Here is an 18,304-nt window from a genome sequence, read left to right as displayed (position 1 = left end):
ATCGCAAGGGTGGTGGCAAGAAACAATCGGCAAGTGATTGTGTCATAGGGACGTCGCGACAATCTAAAAAAACTACTCGCGTTCAAACACAGGTAGGACGCGATCAATTTCACGTTCGTAAACGATTCGGCCGTTGACGATCGCCGTCTTGACGTAAGTGCGGTAGTCCAACGGTGCTCCGTCCATGATCAGCAAGTCGGCATCTTTGCCAACATCGATCGAACCAATTCTATCGTCGAGCCCCAGCATTTTCGCTGGCGTTAAGGTGAGTGCCTCCAAAGCTTCGGCTTCGCTGCACCCGCCACGAACGGCGAAGGCTCCTTCGAGCGGTAAACTGGTCAAATCGCGTCCTGCGAGTCCACCCAAGCTGATTGAGTTGCTGAGAGTTGTCAACGCGAAGGAGACCCCCGAATTTTGCAACACCCGCGACTGCTCAATCCAACTGCCCGTCGTCTCTTCCTCGCCCAAGCGGGCTCGGCGGCGATTGCGGGGCGCGAAGGTGACCATTACATCATATTCGGCCAGCAGATCGCCGACCAACCAGCCTTCAACCACATCGGTCAAAGCCAACTTGTAATCGAGTTCCTCCGCTAGCGCGACCATCTCGCGAATCTCGCTGGCCGACGCGGCGGCAATTCGCAAACGGATTTTGCCTTGCACTAGTTTCAGCAAGCTATCGGGAACCGATTTCCGGGGCGGGCTTTGCTTTTTACCAGCGCGCGTCGCTTCCTCGTGAGCGGCTTGGTCTGCCAAATATTTGCGAGCTTTGGCAATTTGTCCTCGCCAGGTATGACGATTCAAGCTGCCAGTCAAAGAACCAGAGGAAAGGTCGTAGAACACTTCTTCCGAAACCAGCATGCCATCGAGTTCCCCGAAACTCATCTTGAGCACCACGTTGCCGCTGGTTGCGATGTCTCGTGGTTTGGGATCGGTGATCGGGTCGGCAGGTAAAATCGGCAGTCCGCAGCAGGGGCAGAGTGATTCCGCCACGCCGTAGTCCAGTTCGGCCTGGTCAACCTGCGCCAACAATTGATTGACTTCGGGTTCCAGACCGAGGAACGTCTCGCTGGGGTCGCGCCGGCGGCCACGTCCGCCACCACCGCCACCAACTTGGCTGCAGCCGGTAGTGATCCCGACGGCCAGGGATAGTTTGATGTTGCGGTCGAAGGGATCCAACACATCGGCTGCTTTATTGCTGCCTCCTGCGCTACCGATACCGACGCCCGACATTTCGATCGCCACCATTCCCGGGGCGATGCGCATGCCGCTGGCATCGATCACCGTAGCTCCCTCGGGGACTTTCACCTGTTGTCCAACTGCGGTGATCTTGCCATCTTCAATCAAGATCGTGCCGGAACGAATAACTTCGCGGCTGACCGTGTGGATATCTCCGCCGACAATCGCCGTAACCTTGGACTTTTTGTCCTTGGACTCGGCTGCTTTGGATTTGTCGTCATCAGCCATGGCCGGGCTGACCAGGTGGCATCCGATAAAGAGCAACAGCAACAATTGAAATTTAGTTTTCATAGATCGGTCTCCCATCCACTAAGACCTGGACAATGTTGGCGGTCGCGGAAAAAGGATCTTCGTCGAAGACCACAAAGTTAGCCCGCCGTCCCTTTTCGATACTTCCCACTTCCTTCTCCAGACCGAGCAATTCGGCTGGCAGGCTGGTTAAGCCGCGAATCGCCGTCTGGCGGTCCAAGCCGGAACGGACCAGCATGGCGACGGGGAAGAGCGGCGAATCTTGCGAGCTGCGAAAGTCGCCTTGATTGAGTGACAGGGAGAAGGCCACCTTGATCTTCTCGGCTTGCAACATGTTCGCCACGTTGATGCGATCTTGGCTGTTGGGGATAAGATCGATGCGAGGCGGCATCACCACGGTGTATTTTTTCCCGTCCAGCGAGCTGAGCGTGCGATAGAGATCGTCCCCACTGGCGACGAGCACCACCTTGGTCTGCTCGGCCTCTTTCACGGCGCCGGCCAGATAGAGGATTGAGGAAGCGTTGTTAACATTAACAAAAATCGGCTGCTTGCCGGTTCGCACCGCGTCCCATAGTTTGTCCTCGGGTGACTTGTTGGCCGAACTGCTGCTCGAACGGCTTGAGCTGGAAGTGGGCGAAGCCGTGGTTGGTGGGCCAGCTGGGCGTCCGCCCCGCCCCATTCTCGCTCGCATCTGAGCCATCCGCTCGGCGCTCGAGCTGCCGCTTGAACCGCCACCCTTCGCGTTGGGATCAGCCAATCCTTTACGCAAAACTTGCAAACTGCTCGATTGATTAGTCAGCGCGATGAATAACTGTCCTTCCGCATCCGTAATGATGTCTTCTGGATTGTCGGGTTGAATCAGTCCGATCACCGATTCCCCAACGCCTTCCGCGACCAGGTGAGCGGTCGTGATACCGGAACGCGTGGCGTCCCACCAGGCACGACTGCGGGGATCAAAGCCATCGACAATTCGTGTGAACGAGGTGGGAGCGGCAGCGGGTGAAATCGGAATGCGGAACGTGCGACCGCCGAAAGTCACTTCACGGAAAGCGGGCTGCGATTCTTCTTGGCCGACTTGGATAACAAAATAAGGGTCGACGATGCCGGGCATGATTGTTTTGCCGTGGAGATCGACAACTTGAGCCGTCACGGGAATGTCCAGATCGGTGCCAACCGCTTCGATCCGACCGTCACGCACGATGATTGTGCCCCCCGCTATTTGACCCGCTGACGTTCCCGTCTCGATGGTCGCACCACGCAGCGCGACAACCGCTTGCGCAGCGCTTTGCTCGGGCATCAGGAGGATGGCGGCCAGCAAACAGCTAGCGACCACCATGCTGTTGGAGATCAACCTGTCGGCTAACAACCTGCTTGGTTGGGACATGAATTGGGCTTTCGGTGCTAAGCTGTTCATTCGGAGGTTCCGCCTTCGCGGGGCTATCTCGGCTCGGTTGGGCAAAGCTCGGTCTGGCAACTTAAAAACGGCGACGGTCTTTGCGAATGTCGTACACGCTGGTTCCATCGATGAACACTTCAGTGACGTAGTTCCGGGGGTCGATGATCGAGCCCGTCGTGATCACGATGTCCGCATCCTTGCCAACTTCCAAAGAGCCGACGCGATCGTCAATCATCAACGCTTTGGCCGCTTCGATGGTCACGCCGCGGATGGCATCTGCTTCATTCCATCCGTAGCGAACCGCCATGGCGGCTTGGAAAAACAGCTCTTCTTGCGGAATCACCGGTGCGTCGGTGTTCACGCCCAAAACGGCAACACCCCGTTTGTAGAATTCCGCCACCACGCCCTTGATCTGGCCATCCTCGGGCTCATAGCGAAAACCACGGGGCCCGGCCATCACGGGGATCTCACGTTTGATAATCTCTTCGGAGATTTTATAGCTATCGAATGTGCCGTGATCGATCACCACGCGGAGGTTCATTTCATCATGCAAGATTCGCAGCGTCGATTGCACAACCTGATACGCTTGCGTGTGCACGACGACGGGGATTTCGCGGCGGAACAGCGGCTTGAAGTACTCCAGCCGCAAATTGACTTCCGGCTTTTCCTTCAGATCACCACGCTCCCAAGCATCCCATTGTTGAACATACAAGCGACCTTCCATCAGTTGCTGGCGAATCACATGGTTCATCCCCATCCGGCCTGATCCAACTTCGCCGTCCCGCCGTTCCGGGTTACCCGATTGAGCAATTTTTAGCACGCCCGGGGCGCGAATAATCACATCTTCGGGGGTGCCTGGTCCCGTTTTCATTAACGTTCCCCAGCCGCCCATGTTGGTGCCACTGCCGGGGATGTAACAGATCGTGGTGACTCCACCGGCGATGGCAACCTTTAACTGGTCGTTGTGCGGGATGATCTGATCCCAGTTCCGCAGTTCGGGATTGGTTTGATAAACCATTTCATTCAAGTCACCTGAGCCACCGACGTGGCTGTGGGCCTCGATCAAGCCCGGCATGGCGAATGAGGATGTGTGATCAATCACTTGGTAACCGTCGGGAACCGTAATCTCCGCGGTCGGACCGATCGCTTCAATCTTGCCGTCGGAAATTAGAATGGTGCCACCGACAATTGGCTCGCCAGCACATGTCAAAATTTTGCCAACCTGTACTGCCAAACGGGGCTTTGCTGCCGCCGCGTCGCTGGCCGAACTTGGCTCTTGTGCCCCGGCAGGCAACGTTAATAATGCCAGCAGCGCCAGCAAGTTCAGCACTCCGGCAGCGAACAGCGAGCGACGCCAACAATGATTCGCGGCGCGGCCAGTTATCTGTTTGATCATTCGTTTGAATCCTGATTACTAACTTGCTGATCGTCTGCTCGGTAAACCCATTGACCGTCAATCATCACGGCCAGCACCCGGCTATCGGCTTGGAAAGGAGGGCCGCTGAGCACAACTAGATCGGCGTCCTTGGCGGGAGCAATCGACCCCAAAGCTGTCAACTTAGTCACCTTGGCTGGAACCGTGGTGAGCGCTGCCAACGCATCGCCTTGACCTAACCCACGATAGACCGCGTAGGCTACCGCGGTGGGCATATTCTTGGCCCCCGTCCCCGCACCGCTGGCGATCGTCACCGCGGCACCGGCGGAAATAAATCGTTCGGCAACATTAATGGTTTGCCCTTGCTCCTGCCGCATTAGGGGCGGCGTCAGTACGACTGAGGCGAGCGGTTTATCGGCCAACAACTCGGCTTCCCGATCAGCCGTTCCAGATGCGGCCAGCACCGTGCGAATCTTATACTCATCGACGAACACCTCGACGGCCAGCTCCAGCGATTTGCCACTGTCGACCTCCACGATCGCGGCGATCTCACCAGCGAATAATGGCTTATAAGGTTCCAGGCCGGCATTGGTGGAAGGTTTCTTGGGTTCGGCTGGCTTCTCGGGAGCGACTAACTTTTCTTCCGCCTGTTCCTTGGAGTCATCATTCTTGTCGTCCTTGGAGTCAGCAGCAGATTTCTTGTCAGCCTCATTTGCCGGATTCGAGTCCTTATCTTCCTTCGTTTCCGCCGCAGGTTTAGCATCCCCTGAGGACTTGGCCTCACCATCTTTCTCGGCGTCTTTGTCGGCATCGCCATCTTTCTTAGCTTCTTCTGCTTTCTTAGCTTCAGCAGCTTTCTTTTCGCGCTCGGCAACGGCCGCGTCATACTTGGCTTTGGCCTGTTCGTAAGCGGCTAACTTCTTTTCATACTCGGCGAACTCGGCATCATACTTTTTCCAGCTGTCGACGTAGGCTTTGCCCACTTTGAATGTGGAGCGAAGCTTTGCTCCTTCGGTGGTCAGGTTCCCGGAAATCGCATAGCGAATCGCAACGGGATCGGCCAAGACTCGCGGTTGGTCAGCCAACTTGAAGGCCAGCACCGGGCTGGGAAGGCTCGTCGAACTCAGTAAACCGGTGGTGATTCCACCTTGCCGAGCCATGGCGATCGAGGCATCATCGGAGACTAGCAAGGGACCAAACTTGTCACCCAGGCTAACGCGATCGGAAAAGCCACCGCCGACGCCGACTTGAGTTTGTAAATCGATAAAACCGGGTACGATCACGGCGCCGGGAAACTCATTGATTTCCGCATCGGCCGGAAAGGAAACACTGCTCCCAACGCCGCGAATCTTCGTCCCTCGCACGGTTATCGAGGCATCCGCCAGCGGTCCGCTTGGAGTATATACCGTTGCTCCCCGAATGACTTTCGTTTCGTCAGCAGTCTGGTAGTCGTAAACTTGTTTGCCATCGACATAGGTCGCAGTCACTCGCGAAGCCACATCGAAGGGGCGGCCCGAGAGAATTACAAAATCAGCATCTTTACCGACGCTCAACGTACCAACTCGCTCGTTGACATCCATCATCTTGGCCGGCGTGGCTGTTAGCATCTTGAGCAGCTCGCCGTGGCTGATTTCCGCCGCCAATAAACGTCCCGCGGAAAACCAGATATCGGCCCAATCACCATCGTCGGCGGTGAGGGCAACCTTTTCCAAGACTCCCTGTTGAGCGAGCAGTTCCAGTCGCTGCCAAGGCTCAAGTTGTTGTTCCGAGTTGGGCCCTGGAATCGGCAGGTTGCTCAGGCGATCTAGCCCAGCACCCGTTTCCAAAATCAGACCATGAATACGCGGATCGGCCCAAGCGACCGCAGTGGCAACAGGGCTCAGTTCGTCGAGGCCGATGAGAATTAACGGCAGTTCGAACTCTTCGGCCAGGCTTTTAGCGGCGATAATTTCAGCGGCCGTGCGCACAGTCATGCGAACCTTACGCCCACTGGTGACTGTCTCGTCAATCGCGCTGAGAATCAGATCATCGCTAGCTTCTGGGGCCTGACGAGCTTGCAAAAGTGCTCGCAGCCCGGCGATCGCGTCACCCAAGTTGCTGGCCAATTGGGGGCGAGTCACTTCGAAAGGTCGATCGACCGAAACGGCTCCAACCGGTGGTTCGTAAATTCGCGGCGGATTGAAAGCAGCTTGAGTTAAAATCACTCGCAAGCTTTCTTGTTCGTTGAGGGTCCGCGCGACGGGGTCGTCGCCGGCCAGTTTGATGACCGCACCTTGGCCCGGCATAATCCGCTGGCTGCCAGGTGAAAGTTGTGCGGTGGTGACTCCGGCTGCGAGCAAAGAGTCGTATTCACCGAAGAAATCAAAGCCATCGACCGCACGAATGTATGGTGTCACCGACTCTTCTTCGTCACGCCCGTTTTCGGCGATTGTAGTCTGCGAAGCGACGATCCCGGGGACCAGCTGTGCCGACCCCAGTTCGTGTCGTACCGCTCCGCTGGGAATTTCAACTTCACCGCGCGGTCCGACGGCGACGATCTTGCCACCAGAAACGACCATGGCGGCGTTTCTGATTGGCTCCCCTTCGCCGGTCCAAATTTGGTCGGCAAAGTAAACGTCATCCGCGGCGGCTGGCAATGCACACAGTGCAACCAACAAACAACAGTTCAGCCACCGTCGCGTGAGCGCTCCGCCGGAGCAAATGGATCGTATCATCATATTGTGTTGACGGTTCACTCGGCGGGTTCCTCTAGCAAGCGTTTCAGCTTTTGATCTTCACTCCGCTTGTAAACGACTTCGCCATTCACGAGCGTCTGATCGACCCAGGAATCGACAGCCAACGGGTCGCCGGTGAGGATCACAAGGTCTGCATCTTTGCCCGGTTCGATGGAACCCACAAATTGTTCCACACCTAACAGTTTGGCTGGGCCCAGCGTCATGGCATGCAGGGCATCTTTGACGGACATGCCGTACTTCACGCAGGTAGCCGCTTGGTACCACAGAAAGCCGCTGCCGACGGTTTGGCGAGTGCTGGTGGTGGTTTGAAAGACGAACGGCACGCCCGCTTCCATCATTTTCTTCGGCACCACGACTTGGCTGTCGGTGCGAGTCAAGGGATCGGTTTCCCAATAGACTAGCGTGGGATCGAGGATCACCGGCCGCGTCAACTCTTTCAACATCTTGGCTGCTTGATAGCAATCGCGTCCGAGCACAAAGATGGGATCCAAATTGTACTGCTCGGCTAGTCGCAACGCGTGGCCAACATCCATCGCCTCAGCGCAGTAGATGAAGACTGGCAGCTCTCCCTTGAGTGCTTGCTGCAAGACCTTCAGCCCTTCGTCGGTATCTTCCTCGCTAGGCTGACCTTTATCTTCCGAGTCAGCTTCTTTATCTTTCTGGTCGTCGGCTTTCTCGTCATCTTTATCGGTGGACTCATCGTCAGCTGCTTTATCATTCACCGGTTCGGAGGCGCTGGCATCCTCTTTGGTCGAATCATCTTCTAAAGAGCGTTTCGCTTTGTCGAGTTCGCGACGCAGGCGGGCCAGATGGCTCATCCGGCTGCCACCGACTGGGGCGAGCGAAATCTTCAGTCCGGCTTCGCGTCGCAACAGCATGTCATCGACGTAGGAGCCGGCCGACTTGAGGATGGCGCCCCGCCCGCCGATCATCGTGGAGTTGCCGGGCACGACCGCGGTGGTGGTGATCCCATTGCGACGACAATCCTCGAAGTAGCTCAGCACCGGGTCGATCGAATCGACCGCTGAGAGAAACGGCACGTTGGTGTTGCGCTCGTTGGCTTGGCTCATCCCGTCGGGGTTATGAGGGTCGACAAAGCCGGGCATCACTACCATCCCGCTGGCATCGATCACGGTCGCTTCGAGCGGTATCTCCACGTCCGCACCGACCGCGACGATCTTGCCGTCCCGAATCAACACGACCGCATTCTCGATCGGATCGCCAGCAATCGGAATGAGTTTGCCAGCTTTGATCGCCAGTGGACCAGCTGCCTGTGCGGGCGATTCCGCCGAGCACAGGATGGCGATCGCCAGAGGCACGAGAGTCAATAAACAGATCAATCGTTTCATCTATTCGCCGTCATCCGAATTTAGTACCTGACCATCCACCATTACCCACTCGATGTTGCTTGTAAACTCAAGCGGAGGGCCATTCAAAGCGATTAAATCAGCATCGTACTCAGCCGCAATGCGGCCCAGCCGGTTACCGACTCCCAATAATTCTGCCGGCCGCGAGGTGATCGCCGCCAGAGCTGAATCCGCATCCATCCCAAAACGTTTGGCAAACCGGGCGCGGTTCAGTAAATCACCACCCGCCAACGTGACCGAGACACCGGCGGCATCCAATTTGCCCGGCGTGTTCCAAAACAAATCGGTCCGCTCTTCACCCACGGTGGCTTCGGCCGGGCTGGCTGTATACACCACGGGGGTTTGCCGTTCGACCAACAAGTCGATCGTCTTGTAGGCCTCGTGCCCACCGAACAGAATCGGTGCAAAGCCGAACTCGTCACCGAGTGTAATTAACGTCTCAATATCGTACGAAGTGCGGCTGATCCCGAAGGCTTTCATTTCACCCGTCAGCATCTCGCTAAACCGCGTGGTTGTGTCATCTAAACCACCTCCGGCGGCGATCGCTTTGGCAGCTTGCTGCAACCGACTGCGAACGATCCACACCACTCCCATGCGGTTGGTAGGTTGCCGCACATAGATGCTATCGGGACGACTTCGCGAACGGTTTCCGCTGGTCGGGTCCGAGCAGATTGCCATCGCCAAACCGGTTCGAGTCTTCACCAATCGGCTGTTGTCCGCATCGAGCGAAAAGTCACTACCGGCTGTCTTTGCCAAACAGGCAAAACCGGCGATCACGTTGTCGGTACCAGGCATGATATTGGCGGTCGTGATCCCGCTTTGAATCGCTTCACTGAAGTCGCGTGACCGCCAATCAATGGTCGTGGCCGTGTCGAATTCGGGGGTGACCTCACGCGTCGATTCGCTGTCTCCTCCACGCAAACCGAGGCTGCTGTAGGCATCGACGAGACCGGGCATTAGGGTGTGCACTTCTAGGACTTGGAACGTGCCCTGCGGCCGGATCGTTTCCCCGATTCCGACGATGCGGCCGTCACGGACCAGGACCTCTACATTCTCCAGCGGCTCGCCTGACATCGTGTGCATGTACTGCGCGCGAATCAGAACCGCCTCGACCGCCTTTGCGGTCGGAGTTAAATATTGAGTGACGACCGCAGTCGCGAGGCAAATCGCCAGCATTCGTGACACAAGGGTGTTCATTCAGTCTTCCGTTTGCGCGAGCTTACCATCGATAATCACCGCCAGTGGGCGAGCAGCCAGTTGCAGCGGTGAGGCACTCCAGATCACAATATCAGCGTGTTCGCCCGCGACCAGTTTACCGGCCCCAGGCTGCATCCCGACCAGAGCCGCACCAGTCGTGGTTAAACCTTGCAGCGCCGTGGCGGTGGGCACACCCGCTTGCACCAAAGCAGCAGCGGTGCGGCGGATCTCCAGAGGGTCGGTGCCGGCAAAACCGAGCGGCACTCCCGCACCGGCTGCTTCTGCCAAATCAGTCGCGTACCAATCGAAGTCGACCGTTCGCATTGGCCGCACCAACACGCCAATTCCTGCGGCGGCCAAAGCATCCTTCGTGGCTTGTAAATCGTCGGGGCCCAGCAGCGTTGCTTGCAGGCCAAGTTCTTTCACCAGCTTCATTGCGGCGATGATTTCACCCTCAGTCTCAACCTGCATCAATGTTGGACGAGCACCTGAGGACAGCGACTCGCTGCGCGAGCTGCGAGCTTGATCGAAGACGGCTAACGCGGCCGCAGGTAAAAACAAAGGCAGCGGTTCTCCGCCAACAGCAATCGACTGCCGCACCAATTGTTGCTGGCCAGCCAAGCTCGCCGGGAATCGCTCACGACTGCGGGCTCCACCGCTGAGTACGATCTTTTCGGCGATCACTTTGGTAATCACCGGCTCAGTCGCGCCGAGTCGGACTTCGGCTAAGGGACCCGCCATCACTCGCTGGTCTGCCGGAGCGTGACCGACGCGTAAGAAACCGCCAGCAATTAACCGCTTCACGGCCGCCGCGCGCGGATCATACACATCGGCAGCTCGCACCGCCGCCGAGTCAACCACGTTCTGTTCATCACTTAAACTCGAAGGCGTCAATAGCGCGTGGGCGGAAACCAAACCGGGGGTCAGCACCGCCTCGCCCAGATCATAAATGGTCAGCCCTTCGGGATTGGTCTCGCTGACTTCGCTGGCCGTGATTTTGCCATCGCTGATCGTGACATAACCGGCTGCAAATTGGCCGTCCGCTTGTAAGATTCGCTGGCTACGGATGCCGTACGTTGTTGGCAATGCCGCCGGTAGCGGGTGTTCCGCGACAATCTTAAGTGCGGTTGCTGCCGGTTCTTCACTTGCTGCACTCGTAGTGGCTTGGCCGGCTTCATAAACGACTTCGCCAGCTGAAATAGTGAACAGCACCCGCGTGGTGGGATCGAGCGGTTCACCCGCGAAGACGGCCAAGTCAGCCTGATAACCAGCCTTGATCTTACCCAATCGGTCCCCCGCTCCGACCAACTCGGCCGGTACCGAAGTGATCGCCGCTAACACGCGCTGGTGATCAAAGCCAGCCGCAATCGCTTGAGCCGCATCAAATCTCAAAGCTTTGGATGCCCGTCCGCTGGAGGCAAAGCTGGCGATCGCCAAGCGACCGGGATAGTCGGCAAATTGCTCGCTCCAATTCGCAACGCGTTCCACCGATTGATAGCTAGCCCGCGCGTCGTCCGACCAAGGCCCAAGGACGATGGGTAATCCTGTCTCAAGCAGGGCATCCCCGGCACTGCCGATGTCGCTCAAGCCGTCCAGCACCAATGAGATCTTAAACTCCTTGGCGATCTCAAGGGCTCTGCGAAGATCATCGCCCCGGTGCACCTCGAGTCGTAGCGGCACCTCTCCCGCCAGCACCTGGATCAAATTTTCCTTCAGCTGCTCGAACTTGGGCTTTTTCGGTGCCTCTTTCTTGTCGTCGCTATTCTTGTCAGCAGGCTTCTTGTCATCATCCGATTTCTTGTCTTCTTCAGCTGGTTGCTCGGGCTTGTCCGGAGTTCCCGCGACGCCACCCCGACGAACTCCGCCTCGGCCGCTAATGCGACGCCCACCAGTCCGCGGTTGCTCTGCTTTGTCAGTATCAGCGTCCGACTTCTCAGGCTTCTCGGCTGGCTTATCTTTCGCAGGATCGCTGTCCTTTCCTTCTTTTCCTTTCTCTTTCTTCCCGTTGTCTTTTGTGGCTTTCTGCTTGGCTTGTTCGGCTTCGTATTCGCGGTACTTTTCCCACGCTTCTTTGTACGACTTGGCCTCTTCCAAGCGTTTTTTCAGGCCATTGAATTCAGCCAAGCGGGCTTTGGAAGAGACGCTTCCGGAGCTGACCCCGAGCGACGATTGAAAGCCGGCGGTCGATTCGATCACCAAGGAATCGACCGAGCCATCTCCTTCGGCAACTCGCAGCAGCACGCCATAACCGCCCAGCGTGCCGCTGGCCGCTGGCTGTAAATAGACAGCCGTGACACCTTGGCGGGCGACTTCTCGCCAGTCACGATTGAACGGATCAACACCATCGATCGCGTTCATGGCGGCGGTCGAGCCGGTATCCCCAGCCGCTTGGCCGGTCATCCAAAGTTTACTGCGGAGATCGATCAGACCTGGAGAGACGACAGCCCCGGCGACGTCGATGATGCGGGCTCCCTCGGGGATTTCCAGGTCCGTGCCGACCGCTTCGATCTTGTCGCCGCGAATGATCACCGTCGCTGCGTCAAGTTGTCCGGCGTCGGACAATGTGACGACGCGGCCACCTCTGAGTGCGATGACGGGAAGTTCCACCACCTTATCTTCTGCATCTTCAGCGAAACCGCTTTGCAGCCACCACGCGGGACTGGTGCAAAAGATTGAGGCCAGTGCAAGAAAACAAAGTTGGCGGAGAGCGATTGCCATATTCCAAGCCGTATTACGGTGTATGCTCATCAGCAAATAAAGTCAAAACGCTACTCTAGAACGGAGATCTCGTAAGTGCAATCAAACCCCGAATAATTTCCTAAGTTTCGCCAACCCATTAAAATCGCCCAACCCCCGAAACTGGCTCGCCTGCCGATTGTGACGATTTTAGTGACCGGTTGTCTGCTGTTCTCGCCGCGGCCCGCTGCTGGGCTGCCTTCACAATTAAGATAAACTTATGTCCTCAAATTCTAATTCACTGGATGCCAGCGGCTCACAAAAAGGTAGCGGGTCACAAAAATTGGGGCCGGGCTTGAAATTGGGGCCGGGCTTAATTGTCGCAGCCGCTTTCGTTGGCCCGGGAACGGTGACCACGGCTGCCAAAGCGGGGGCGGTCCACGGGTTAGGTTTAGTCTGGGTGGTCTTATTCGCCGTTTTGGCAACGGTCGTGTTGCAGGAAATGACCAGCCGATTGGGGACGCTCACCGGGATTGGATTGGGAGAGTTGCTGAGGCGGCAGTTTACTCGGCGACCGACGATTACCGTGTTGGCCATTTTAGTGACTTTGGCGATTGGCTTTGGGAACGCGGCCTACCAAGCGGGCAACTTGATCGGTGCCGCTGGTGGTCTGGAGAGTCTCCTGCCACTTCCCGCTTCTTGGTTAGTGGTCGCGATCGCCACGGTGGCGGCGGTGTTGTTGTGGTTGGGCTCTTATCGCACGTTGGAACGGGTCTTGATTGCTGCGGTATCGGTGATGGGACTAGCCTTCGTGGCGGCGGCGGCGGTCGCTGTTTGGCAGCGGGGGGTTGTTTGGTCGCAGCTTGTTCCTCAGCTTCCCCGAGACGATTTACCGACCGTGTTGGCGCTGATTGGCACCACGATCGTGCCTTATAATTTGTTTTTGCACGCCAGCGCGGCCAGCCAGCGCTGGTCGAAGGTTCGTCCACGCGGCGAGGGATTACGACTAGCTCGGCTCGATTCGACCGTCGGTGTCGCTTTGGGTGGACTGGTGACATTGGCAATTTTGGTCGCCGCGGCGGCTGCTTTGCCTGGTCAAACGCTCGGTTCCGCCGGTGACGCGGCCGTCGCGCTCGAATCGGTGTTGGGTGGTTGGGGCGCGAAAGTCGCTTTTTCAATTGGTCTCGCTGCTGCCGGATTAACCAGCGCGATCACGGCCCCCTTGGCGGCAGCCTACGCGGTTTCCGGAGTCTGCGGCTGGCCGACAGACCCCAAGGCTTGGTCGTTTCGCGCTCTTTGGGGCGGTGTGCTGCTGGCCGGTTTGTTGGCGGCAATCATTTTCGGAGCGAGTCCCACGCAAACGATTGTCATCGCCCAAGCAGCCAACGCGCTGGTGTTGCCCGTGATCGCGATCATTCTGCTAATGGCATGCAACGCCAAGCTGTTGGGCAAATACGCCAACACCACGCTGCACAACTCGGCCGCTGTCGCTGTCATCCTGGTGGTGCTGCTGCTTTCAATCAGCAAATATTTGGTCTAAAGCATCGGGACTGCTCTTGCATATTGTTTGCATTAGGATAGCATGTGGATCTGATTTCATTGTGCATGTGTTTTCGCTTTGCTATTATCGCCGCAGGGCTGTTTATTTTGTTGGGGGCCCGATGGGTTTCATTGAGAAGGGGCAGTGGTTGCTTGCGATCGGACTGTGCCTCGCGGGGCTTATTGCTGGTTGTGGTCCGAGCGGCCCGCCCCGATATCCGCTCAACGGTACCGTTTTGATAAATGGCCAGCCAGCCGGCAATGTTGTCGTGCAATTGCACAATACCAATGAGTCGCTCATGGGGGATGATCGCTATCCGGTTGGGCTTACTGCGGCCGACGGGACATTCTCAATTGGCGCCCAAGCTGCTGAGCCGGGTGCGGTCGAGGGTGCATACAAAGTCACGTTTGTCTGGCTGTCGAGCTCTGAACTGGATGCCGTCGACAAATTTTCAGGTGGATTCTCGGATCCCGACAAAAGTGATTACACCGTCATCGTGCCGGTGGCAGAGCCATTGCGATTCGAATTGAGTTGGAACAAGTAGCGTCTGCCTGCATGCTATCTATGAGGTTGGCGTTCATTGAGAACGCCTCCGCGGGTTCCGCATTCGTCCCACAATCATCGTTTTTTGTGTCTATTCTTTTGGCGAGCTAATCCAAACTCATGCGTCATTCACATCCTCCGCGTCGTTTCGGATTCACATTAGTTGAACTGTTGGTTGTCATCGCGATCATCGGCATTCTTGTCGGCTTGTTGTTGCCGGCGGTTCAAGCGGCGCGGGAAGCAGCCAGGCGAATGCAATGCAGTAATAATCTTAAACAGCTTGGGCTAGCGATGTTGAATTATGAATCAGCATTGGGGACGTTGCCCAGTAATAATCCATTAGTTAATCGTGGGGGCGATAATCTAAACATTGTGCAAGGGCCTTGGTCGATTGCCATCATGCCCTTTATGGAGCTTAATAACACCTATAATGCTTGGAATCAGAATCTGGGGTTCGCCGAAGGCACAAATCGCCTGCTGCTTGAACAAGGTATACCGACATACAAGTGCCCTTCGTCGCCAGTTCCAATTGTCGATGAATTTCCGCCACTATCACCAGCTTTTTCCGCCGACTCGGCCGCTACCGGGGGCGCCGCTTATCAGGCCGCGGTGGTGGAGTACTTTGCGCCCTTATCGGTGCGTCGTCCGCCAATGTTGCCCACTTCGCCGATCGCTCGCGGTTTCTTGCCTCAGGTGACAAGTCGGGCTTCCCGGCTGGCTGCTGTTCGTGATGGTTTGTCCAATACGATCATGTTTGGCGAAGTCAGTGGTGGAGCGAGGCGATTCAATCGGTTACAAGAGGTGGGGCCCAACGCCGGTTCGTTTGGCCATTTGGCGGGCTGGAACCGGGTGCTGTTGATCAAGATGAGTCAAGATGGCTCAGCGCTGTATGCCGGAAACTGCTTGATTAATTGCACAAATTTCGCTGGATTGAACTTTAATTCATTCCATTCCGGCGGTGTGGTGATGGTTTGCTTAGCTGATGGATCTGTGCGTCCTATTAACGAAACGACTTCGATGGAAGTTCTTTACCGACTCTTTGATGTCCAAGACGGCCAGCCCATCGGTTCACTGCTTTAGAGCCGAGAGTAAACACGCGATAAGCTCGCGTTCGGTTTTTGGCGGATGATAACTTTCAAGGCAGTGCGGAGATTTTCCATGTTTGGATTCTTTAACTCTTCCGGGTTTCTGTCGATATTGGCGATTTGGATGCTAACTCTGGGATATCCTGAGCGCGTCCTTGCGCAAGAAGCTCGTATCCCCGGGTTTCTTGCCCCGCTTGCTGAATCGATTTCCGCAAATTCGCTGCCTTTAAGGTGGGATCCATCGTCACCAGAGTGGCAAGTTGAAATCTCAGGTTATGGTCAATCGGCACCGGTAGTTTGGGACAATCGAATCTATCTGACCAGCGTCTACGGAGCTCAGAAAGAAACTTATCAACTCAGTTGTTTCGAGCTGTCGTCGGGACGAGAACTTTGGTCGCAAAGCACCGTCGCATCGCACCAACAGGAAAGCTCGGCTATGGTCAGTCGAGCGGCACCAACGCCAGTTGTCGATGACACAGGGGTCTATGTTTTTTATGAGAGTGGTCAACTCTTAGCCTTCACTCACGAGGGGCAGTTGCGTTGGACCCGCTCGCTTCAAAACGAGTACGGTATATTCGAAAACAAGTTTGGTCTTTCGGCTTCGCTAAGTCAGACTGTAGAGGCTATTTATGTATTGGTTGACCATCGTGGGCCTTCGTATTTGATGGCGATCGCCAAAGCCGATGGTGTTAATTTGTGGCGTGTCGAACGCGGTGCTCGAGAACACAGTTGGTCGTCACCTGGAATTGTTCGCTTGGTCGATCGGGAAGTGGTGGTGTGTTCCTCAGTAGGCACGGTGGACGTCTATGATGCGAAGACGGGTGAACATTTAATCGCTGATGACCGTGTGGGGGGAAATTCGGTCGCCACTCCTGTTGATCTTGGCGATGGTCGGTTCCTGGTGGCTTCGTTAATCCGTCCGGCTGATGGACCGGTTGACGGTGCCTTGACGTCGAATTTACTGGCTAAGATTGTTCATGATGATGCGGGCTATCGTTTGGAAATCGATTGGATTGCCGACCAAGCTCGAGGTTCATTTTGCTCACCTGTGGCCCACGACGGGTATTGCTATTGGATCAATCCCACTGGAGTGCTGTATTGCCTCAAAATGGAAACGGGAACCCAGCTCTATTCCAAACGACTTCCGTGTGGCGGTTGTTGGGCAACTCCGCTGGCGATCGAAGATAGGCTGTATTGCTTTGGGCGAAGTGGCGAAGTAACCGTTGTCCGTTGTGGCCCCGAATTCGAGATCTTGAGCGAGAGTAATCGGCTTTGGCTTGCCGAGGAGGAGGCTACGACGCAGACGTTATATGCGGCTGTCGCCGGTCATCAATTTCTGCTGATCCGCCGCGGTGATCGGCTTTATCGCCTTTCATCCTCCGCGCCTGCCAGCTAATCCTGGAGACTGTCTTCGAGGCTCCTGCTCATTCCCAGCTTTGAGGATGGTAATGTTTGATCTCCAATCGAAGTGCGGGGAAGGAATTCCAGACAGAAACATCGGATCGACGAGAGACGGTCATACCCTACAGCAACTCGCTGATCGCAGTCGCTTCTGGGTGGCCGAGCGTAATTGGTCGAGCATCAGGTGTCATGATTGTTTGCCGGGGATCGATCCCCATGGCTGCATATAAGGTATGCGCCAAATCGGCTGGAGTGACCGGTCTCTCATGCGGACTTTCGCCTTGCTGGTCACTCGCCCCGAGCACGCTGCCAACTTGAATTGGTCCTCCAGCCAACAACGCGCTGAAGACGCGGGGCCAGTGATCACGCCCGCCACCGGTATTCCATTTTGGCGTGCGTCCGAATTCGCCCATCACGACCACGAGCGTCTCGTTGAGCTGACCCGATGCTTCTAGATCATCAAGTAAGGCGGTCAAGGCCATGTCGAGCGAGGGCCCGAGTCCGACTGGCACCTTGGCTCCGGTATATCCGTCGCGGAGCCTAGTGATCAAGTCAAGGTGCGTATCCCAGCCATGGTCGACGACGCTGACCAACCGCACGCCAGCGGTAATTAACCGCCGGGCCAACAGGCAACTTTGTCCAATCGTTTTGCTTCCGTATCGGCGTCGCGTCTCGACCGACTCGGCATCCAGATTGAATGCTTGCCTGGCTGCGGATGATTGCAACAAAGAAAAGGCCTGCTGGGCTAAAGGATCGAGTATTTGCTCCTCCGCCAACCACTGGCGATACCGCTGCCGTCGTTGCAAACGGCCAATGTCACCTTGGGAGAATTCCAAATTGCGCACCGAAAAGTCGGCTTTTGAGGGATCACTGTCAACGGAAAAGGGCGCAAACTGGGCTGGTAAGAATCCCGCCGCATTTAGTTTGCTGCCGCCGATTCGATGATTGGGAATCGCCACGGAGGGAGGCAACGGGTTGTTTCTTGACGCTTTGGTTGCCCCTCTGGATTGATCGTCAACCAAAGCCTGCTTCGAAAACTGCGACGCCATTACGGAAGTAAAGCTGGGGTGTTCGATCACGGGGCTGGGTTGGTAGCCCGTCAATAAATATTGAGCCCCCAAATTGTGTTCGCCCAGTGGTGACGTGAGCGACCTGATCACGGCCAGTCGATCCATCCGCTGAGCCAAACGAGGAAACAGTTCGCTGATCCACAATCCAGGTATGTTCGTCTGTATGGCTGAAAAAGGACCACGCACCTCCGCGGGTGCCGCCGGCTTGGGGTCAAAGGTGTCTAAATGGCTGGGGCCACCATCGAGCCAGATGAAAATGCAAGATTTGGCAACCGCTGTGGACGAGCCATCAGCTAGCGCGGGTGTCGTGGATGATAGTAGGTTCGGCAGCGTTAACCCCGTGCCCAGCAGTGAACCAACGCGCAAAAACTCACGCCGTGATGGCTCGCTGATCGGAGCAACGAACAGGCGATTCATCAGCATCTCACTCCCAA

General features: G+C 56.4%; 12 protein-coding genes. 4 read left to right on the top strand and 8 right to left on the bottom strand.

The genetic code is table 11. The features are described from left to right. Nucleotides 1–72: 72 nt before the first annotated feature. From SH139x_RS28380 to SH139x_RS28350, 7 genes are all read right to left on the bottom strand, one after another. Nucleotides 73–1,527 carry an amidohydrolase family protein gene (locus SH139x_RS28380; protein WP_488353086.1) on the bottom strand — a complete coding sequence of 485 codons (1,455 nt, stop codon included), beginning with the start codon at nt 1,525–1,527 and terminating at the stop codon, nt 73–75. Then, entirely contained in the window at nt 1,517–2,869 is a 1,353-nt protein-coding gene (locus tag SH139x_RS28375; RefSeq protein ID WP_488353085.1) for an amidohydrolase family protein, read from the bottom strand. Before SH139x_RS28375 ends, SH139x_RS28380 begins: the two co-directional genes overlap by 11 nt. Nucleotides 2,870–2,960: 91 nt before the next feature. After that, complete coding sequence (locus SH139x_RS28370; protein ID WP_488353084.1) at nt 2,961–4,277, bottom strand: amidohydrolase family protein; 1,317 nt, start codon at nt 4,275–4,277, stop codon at nt 2,961–2,963. Beyond that, nucleotides 4,274–6,991, bottom strand: a complete 2,718-nt coding sequence (locus SH139x_RS28365; protein WP_488353083.1) for an amidohydrolase family protein — start codon at nt 6,989–6,991, stop codon at nt 4,274–4,276. The genes SH139x_RS28370 and SH139x_RS28365 overlap by 4 nt, the downstream gene beginning before the upstream one ends. After that, nucleotides 6,988–8,340, bottom strand: a complete 1,353-nt coding sequence (locus tag SH139x_RS28360; protein ID WP_488353082.1) for an amidohydrolase family protein — start codon at nt 8,338–8,340, stop codon at nt 6,988–6,990. Before SH139x_RS28360 ends, SH139x_RS28365 begins: the two co-directional genes overlap by 4 nt. Then, nucleotides 8,341–9,555: an amidohydrolase family protein gene (locus SH139x_RS28355; RefSeq protein ID WP_488353081.1), complete on the bottom strand. Its 1,215-nt coding sequence runs from the start codon at nt 9,553–9,555 to the stop codon at nt 8,341–8,343. Further along, nucleotides 9,556–12,303, bottom strand: coding sequence for an amidohydrolase family protein (locus tag SH139x_RS28350; protein WP_488353080.1), 2,748 nt, complete (start codon nt 12,301–12,303; stop codon nt 9,556–9,558). It abuts the gene before it with no gap. 208 nt (nt 12,304–12,511) lie between these two features. Between SH139x_RS28350 and SH139x_RS28345 the strand changes: the two genes are divergently transcribed. From SH139x_RS28345 to SH139x_RS28330, 4 genes are all read left to right on the top strand, one after another. Continuing rightward, nucleotides 12,512–13,771, top strand: a complete 1,260-nt coding sequence (locus SH139x_RS28345) for an Nramp family divalent metal transporter (protein WP_488353079.1) — start codon at nt 12,512–12,514, stop codon at nt 13,769–13,771. A 121-nt stretch (nt 13,772–13,892) separates the two neighbouring features. Next, nucleotides 13,893–14,315, top strand: coding sequence for a transthyretin-like family protein (locus SH139x_RS28340; protein ID WP_488353078.1), 423 nt, complete (start codon nt 13,893–13,895; stop codon nt 14,313–14,315). Between the two features lie 119 nt (nt 14,316–14,434). Beyond that, nucleotides 14,435–15,394 (top strand): DUF1559 family PulG-like putative transporter, encoded by a 960-nt coding sequence (locus SH139x_RS28335; protein WP_488353077.1) that lies wholly within the window; start codon nt 14,435–14,437, stop codon nt 15,392–15,394. A 78-nt stretch (nt 15,395–15,472) separates the two neighbouring features. Continuing rightward, complete coding sequence (locus SH139x_RS28330) at nt 15,473–16,795, top strand: outer membrane protein assembly factor BamB family protein (protein ID WP_488353076.1); 1,323 nt, start codon at nt 15,473–15,475, stop codon at nt 16,793–16,795. Between the two features lie 127 nt (nt 16,796–16,922). Here the strand turns inward: SH139x_RS28330 and SH139x_RS28325 are convergent, their stop codons facing one another. Then, nucleotides 16,923–18,287 carry a DUF1501 domain-containing protein gene (locus SH139x_RS28325; protein ID WP_488353075.1) on the bottom strand — a complete coding sequence of 455 codons (1,365 nt, stop codon included), beginning with the start codon at nt 18,285–18,287 and terminating at the stop codon, nt 16,923–16,925. Nucleotides 18,288–18,304 lie beyond the last annotated feature (17 nt).

The sequence above is a fragment of the Kothea flammea genome, assembly GCF_052161645.1.
Lineage (GTDB): Bacteria > Planctomycetota > Planctomycetia > Pirellulales > Pirellulaceae > Laterigemmans.
This window is presented reverse-complemented; position numbering and strand designations above follow the sequence as displayed.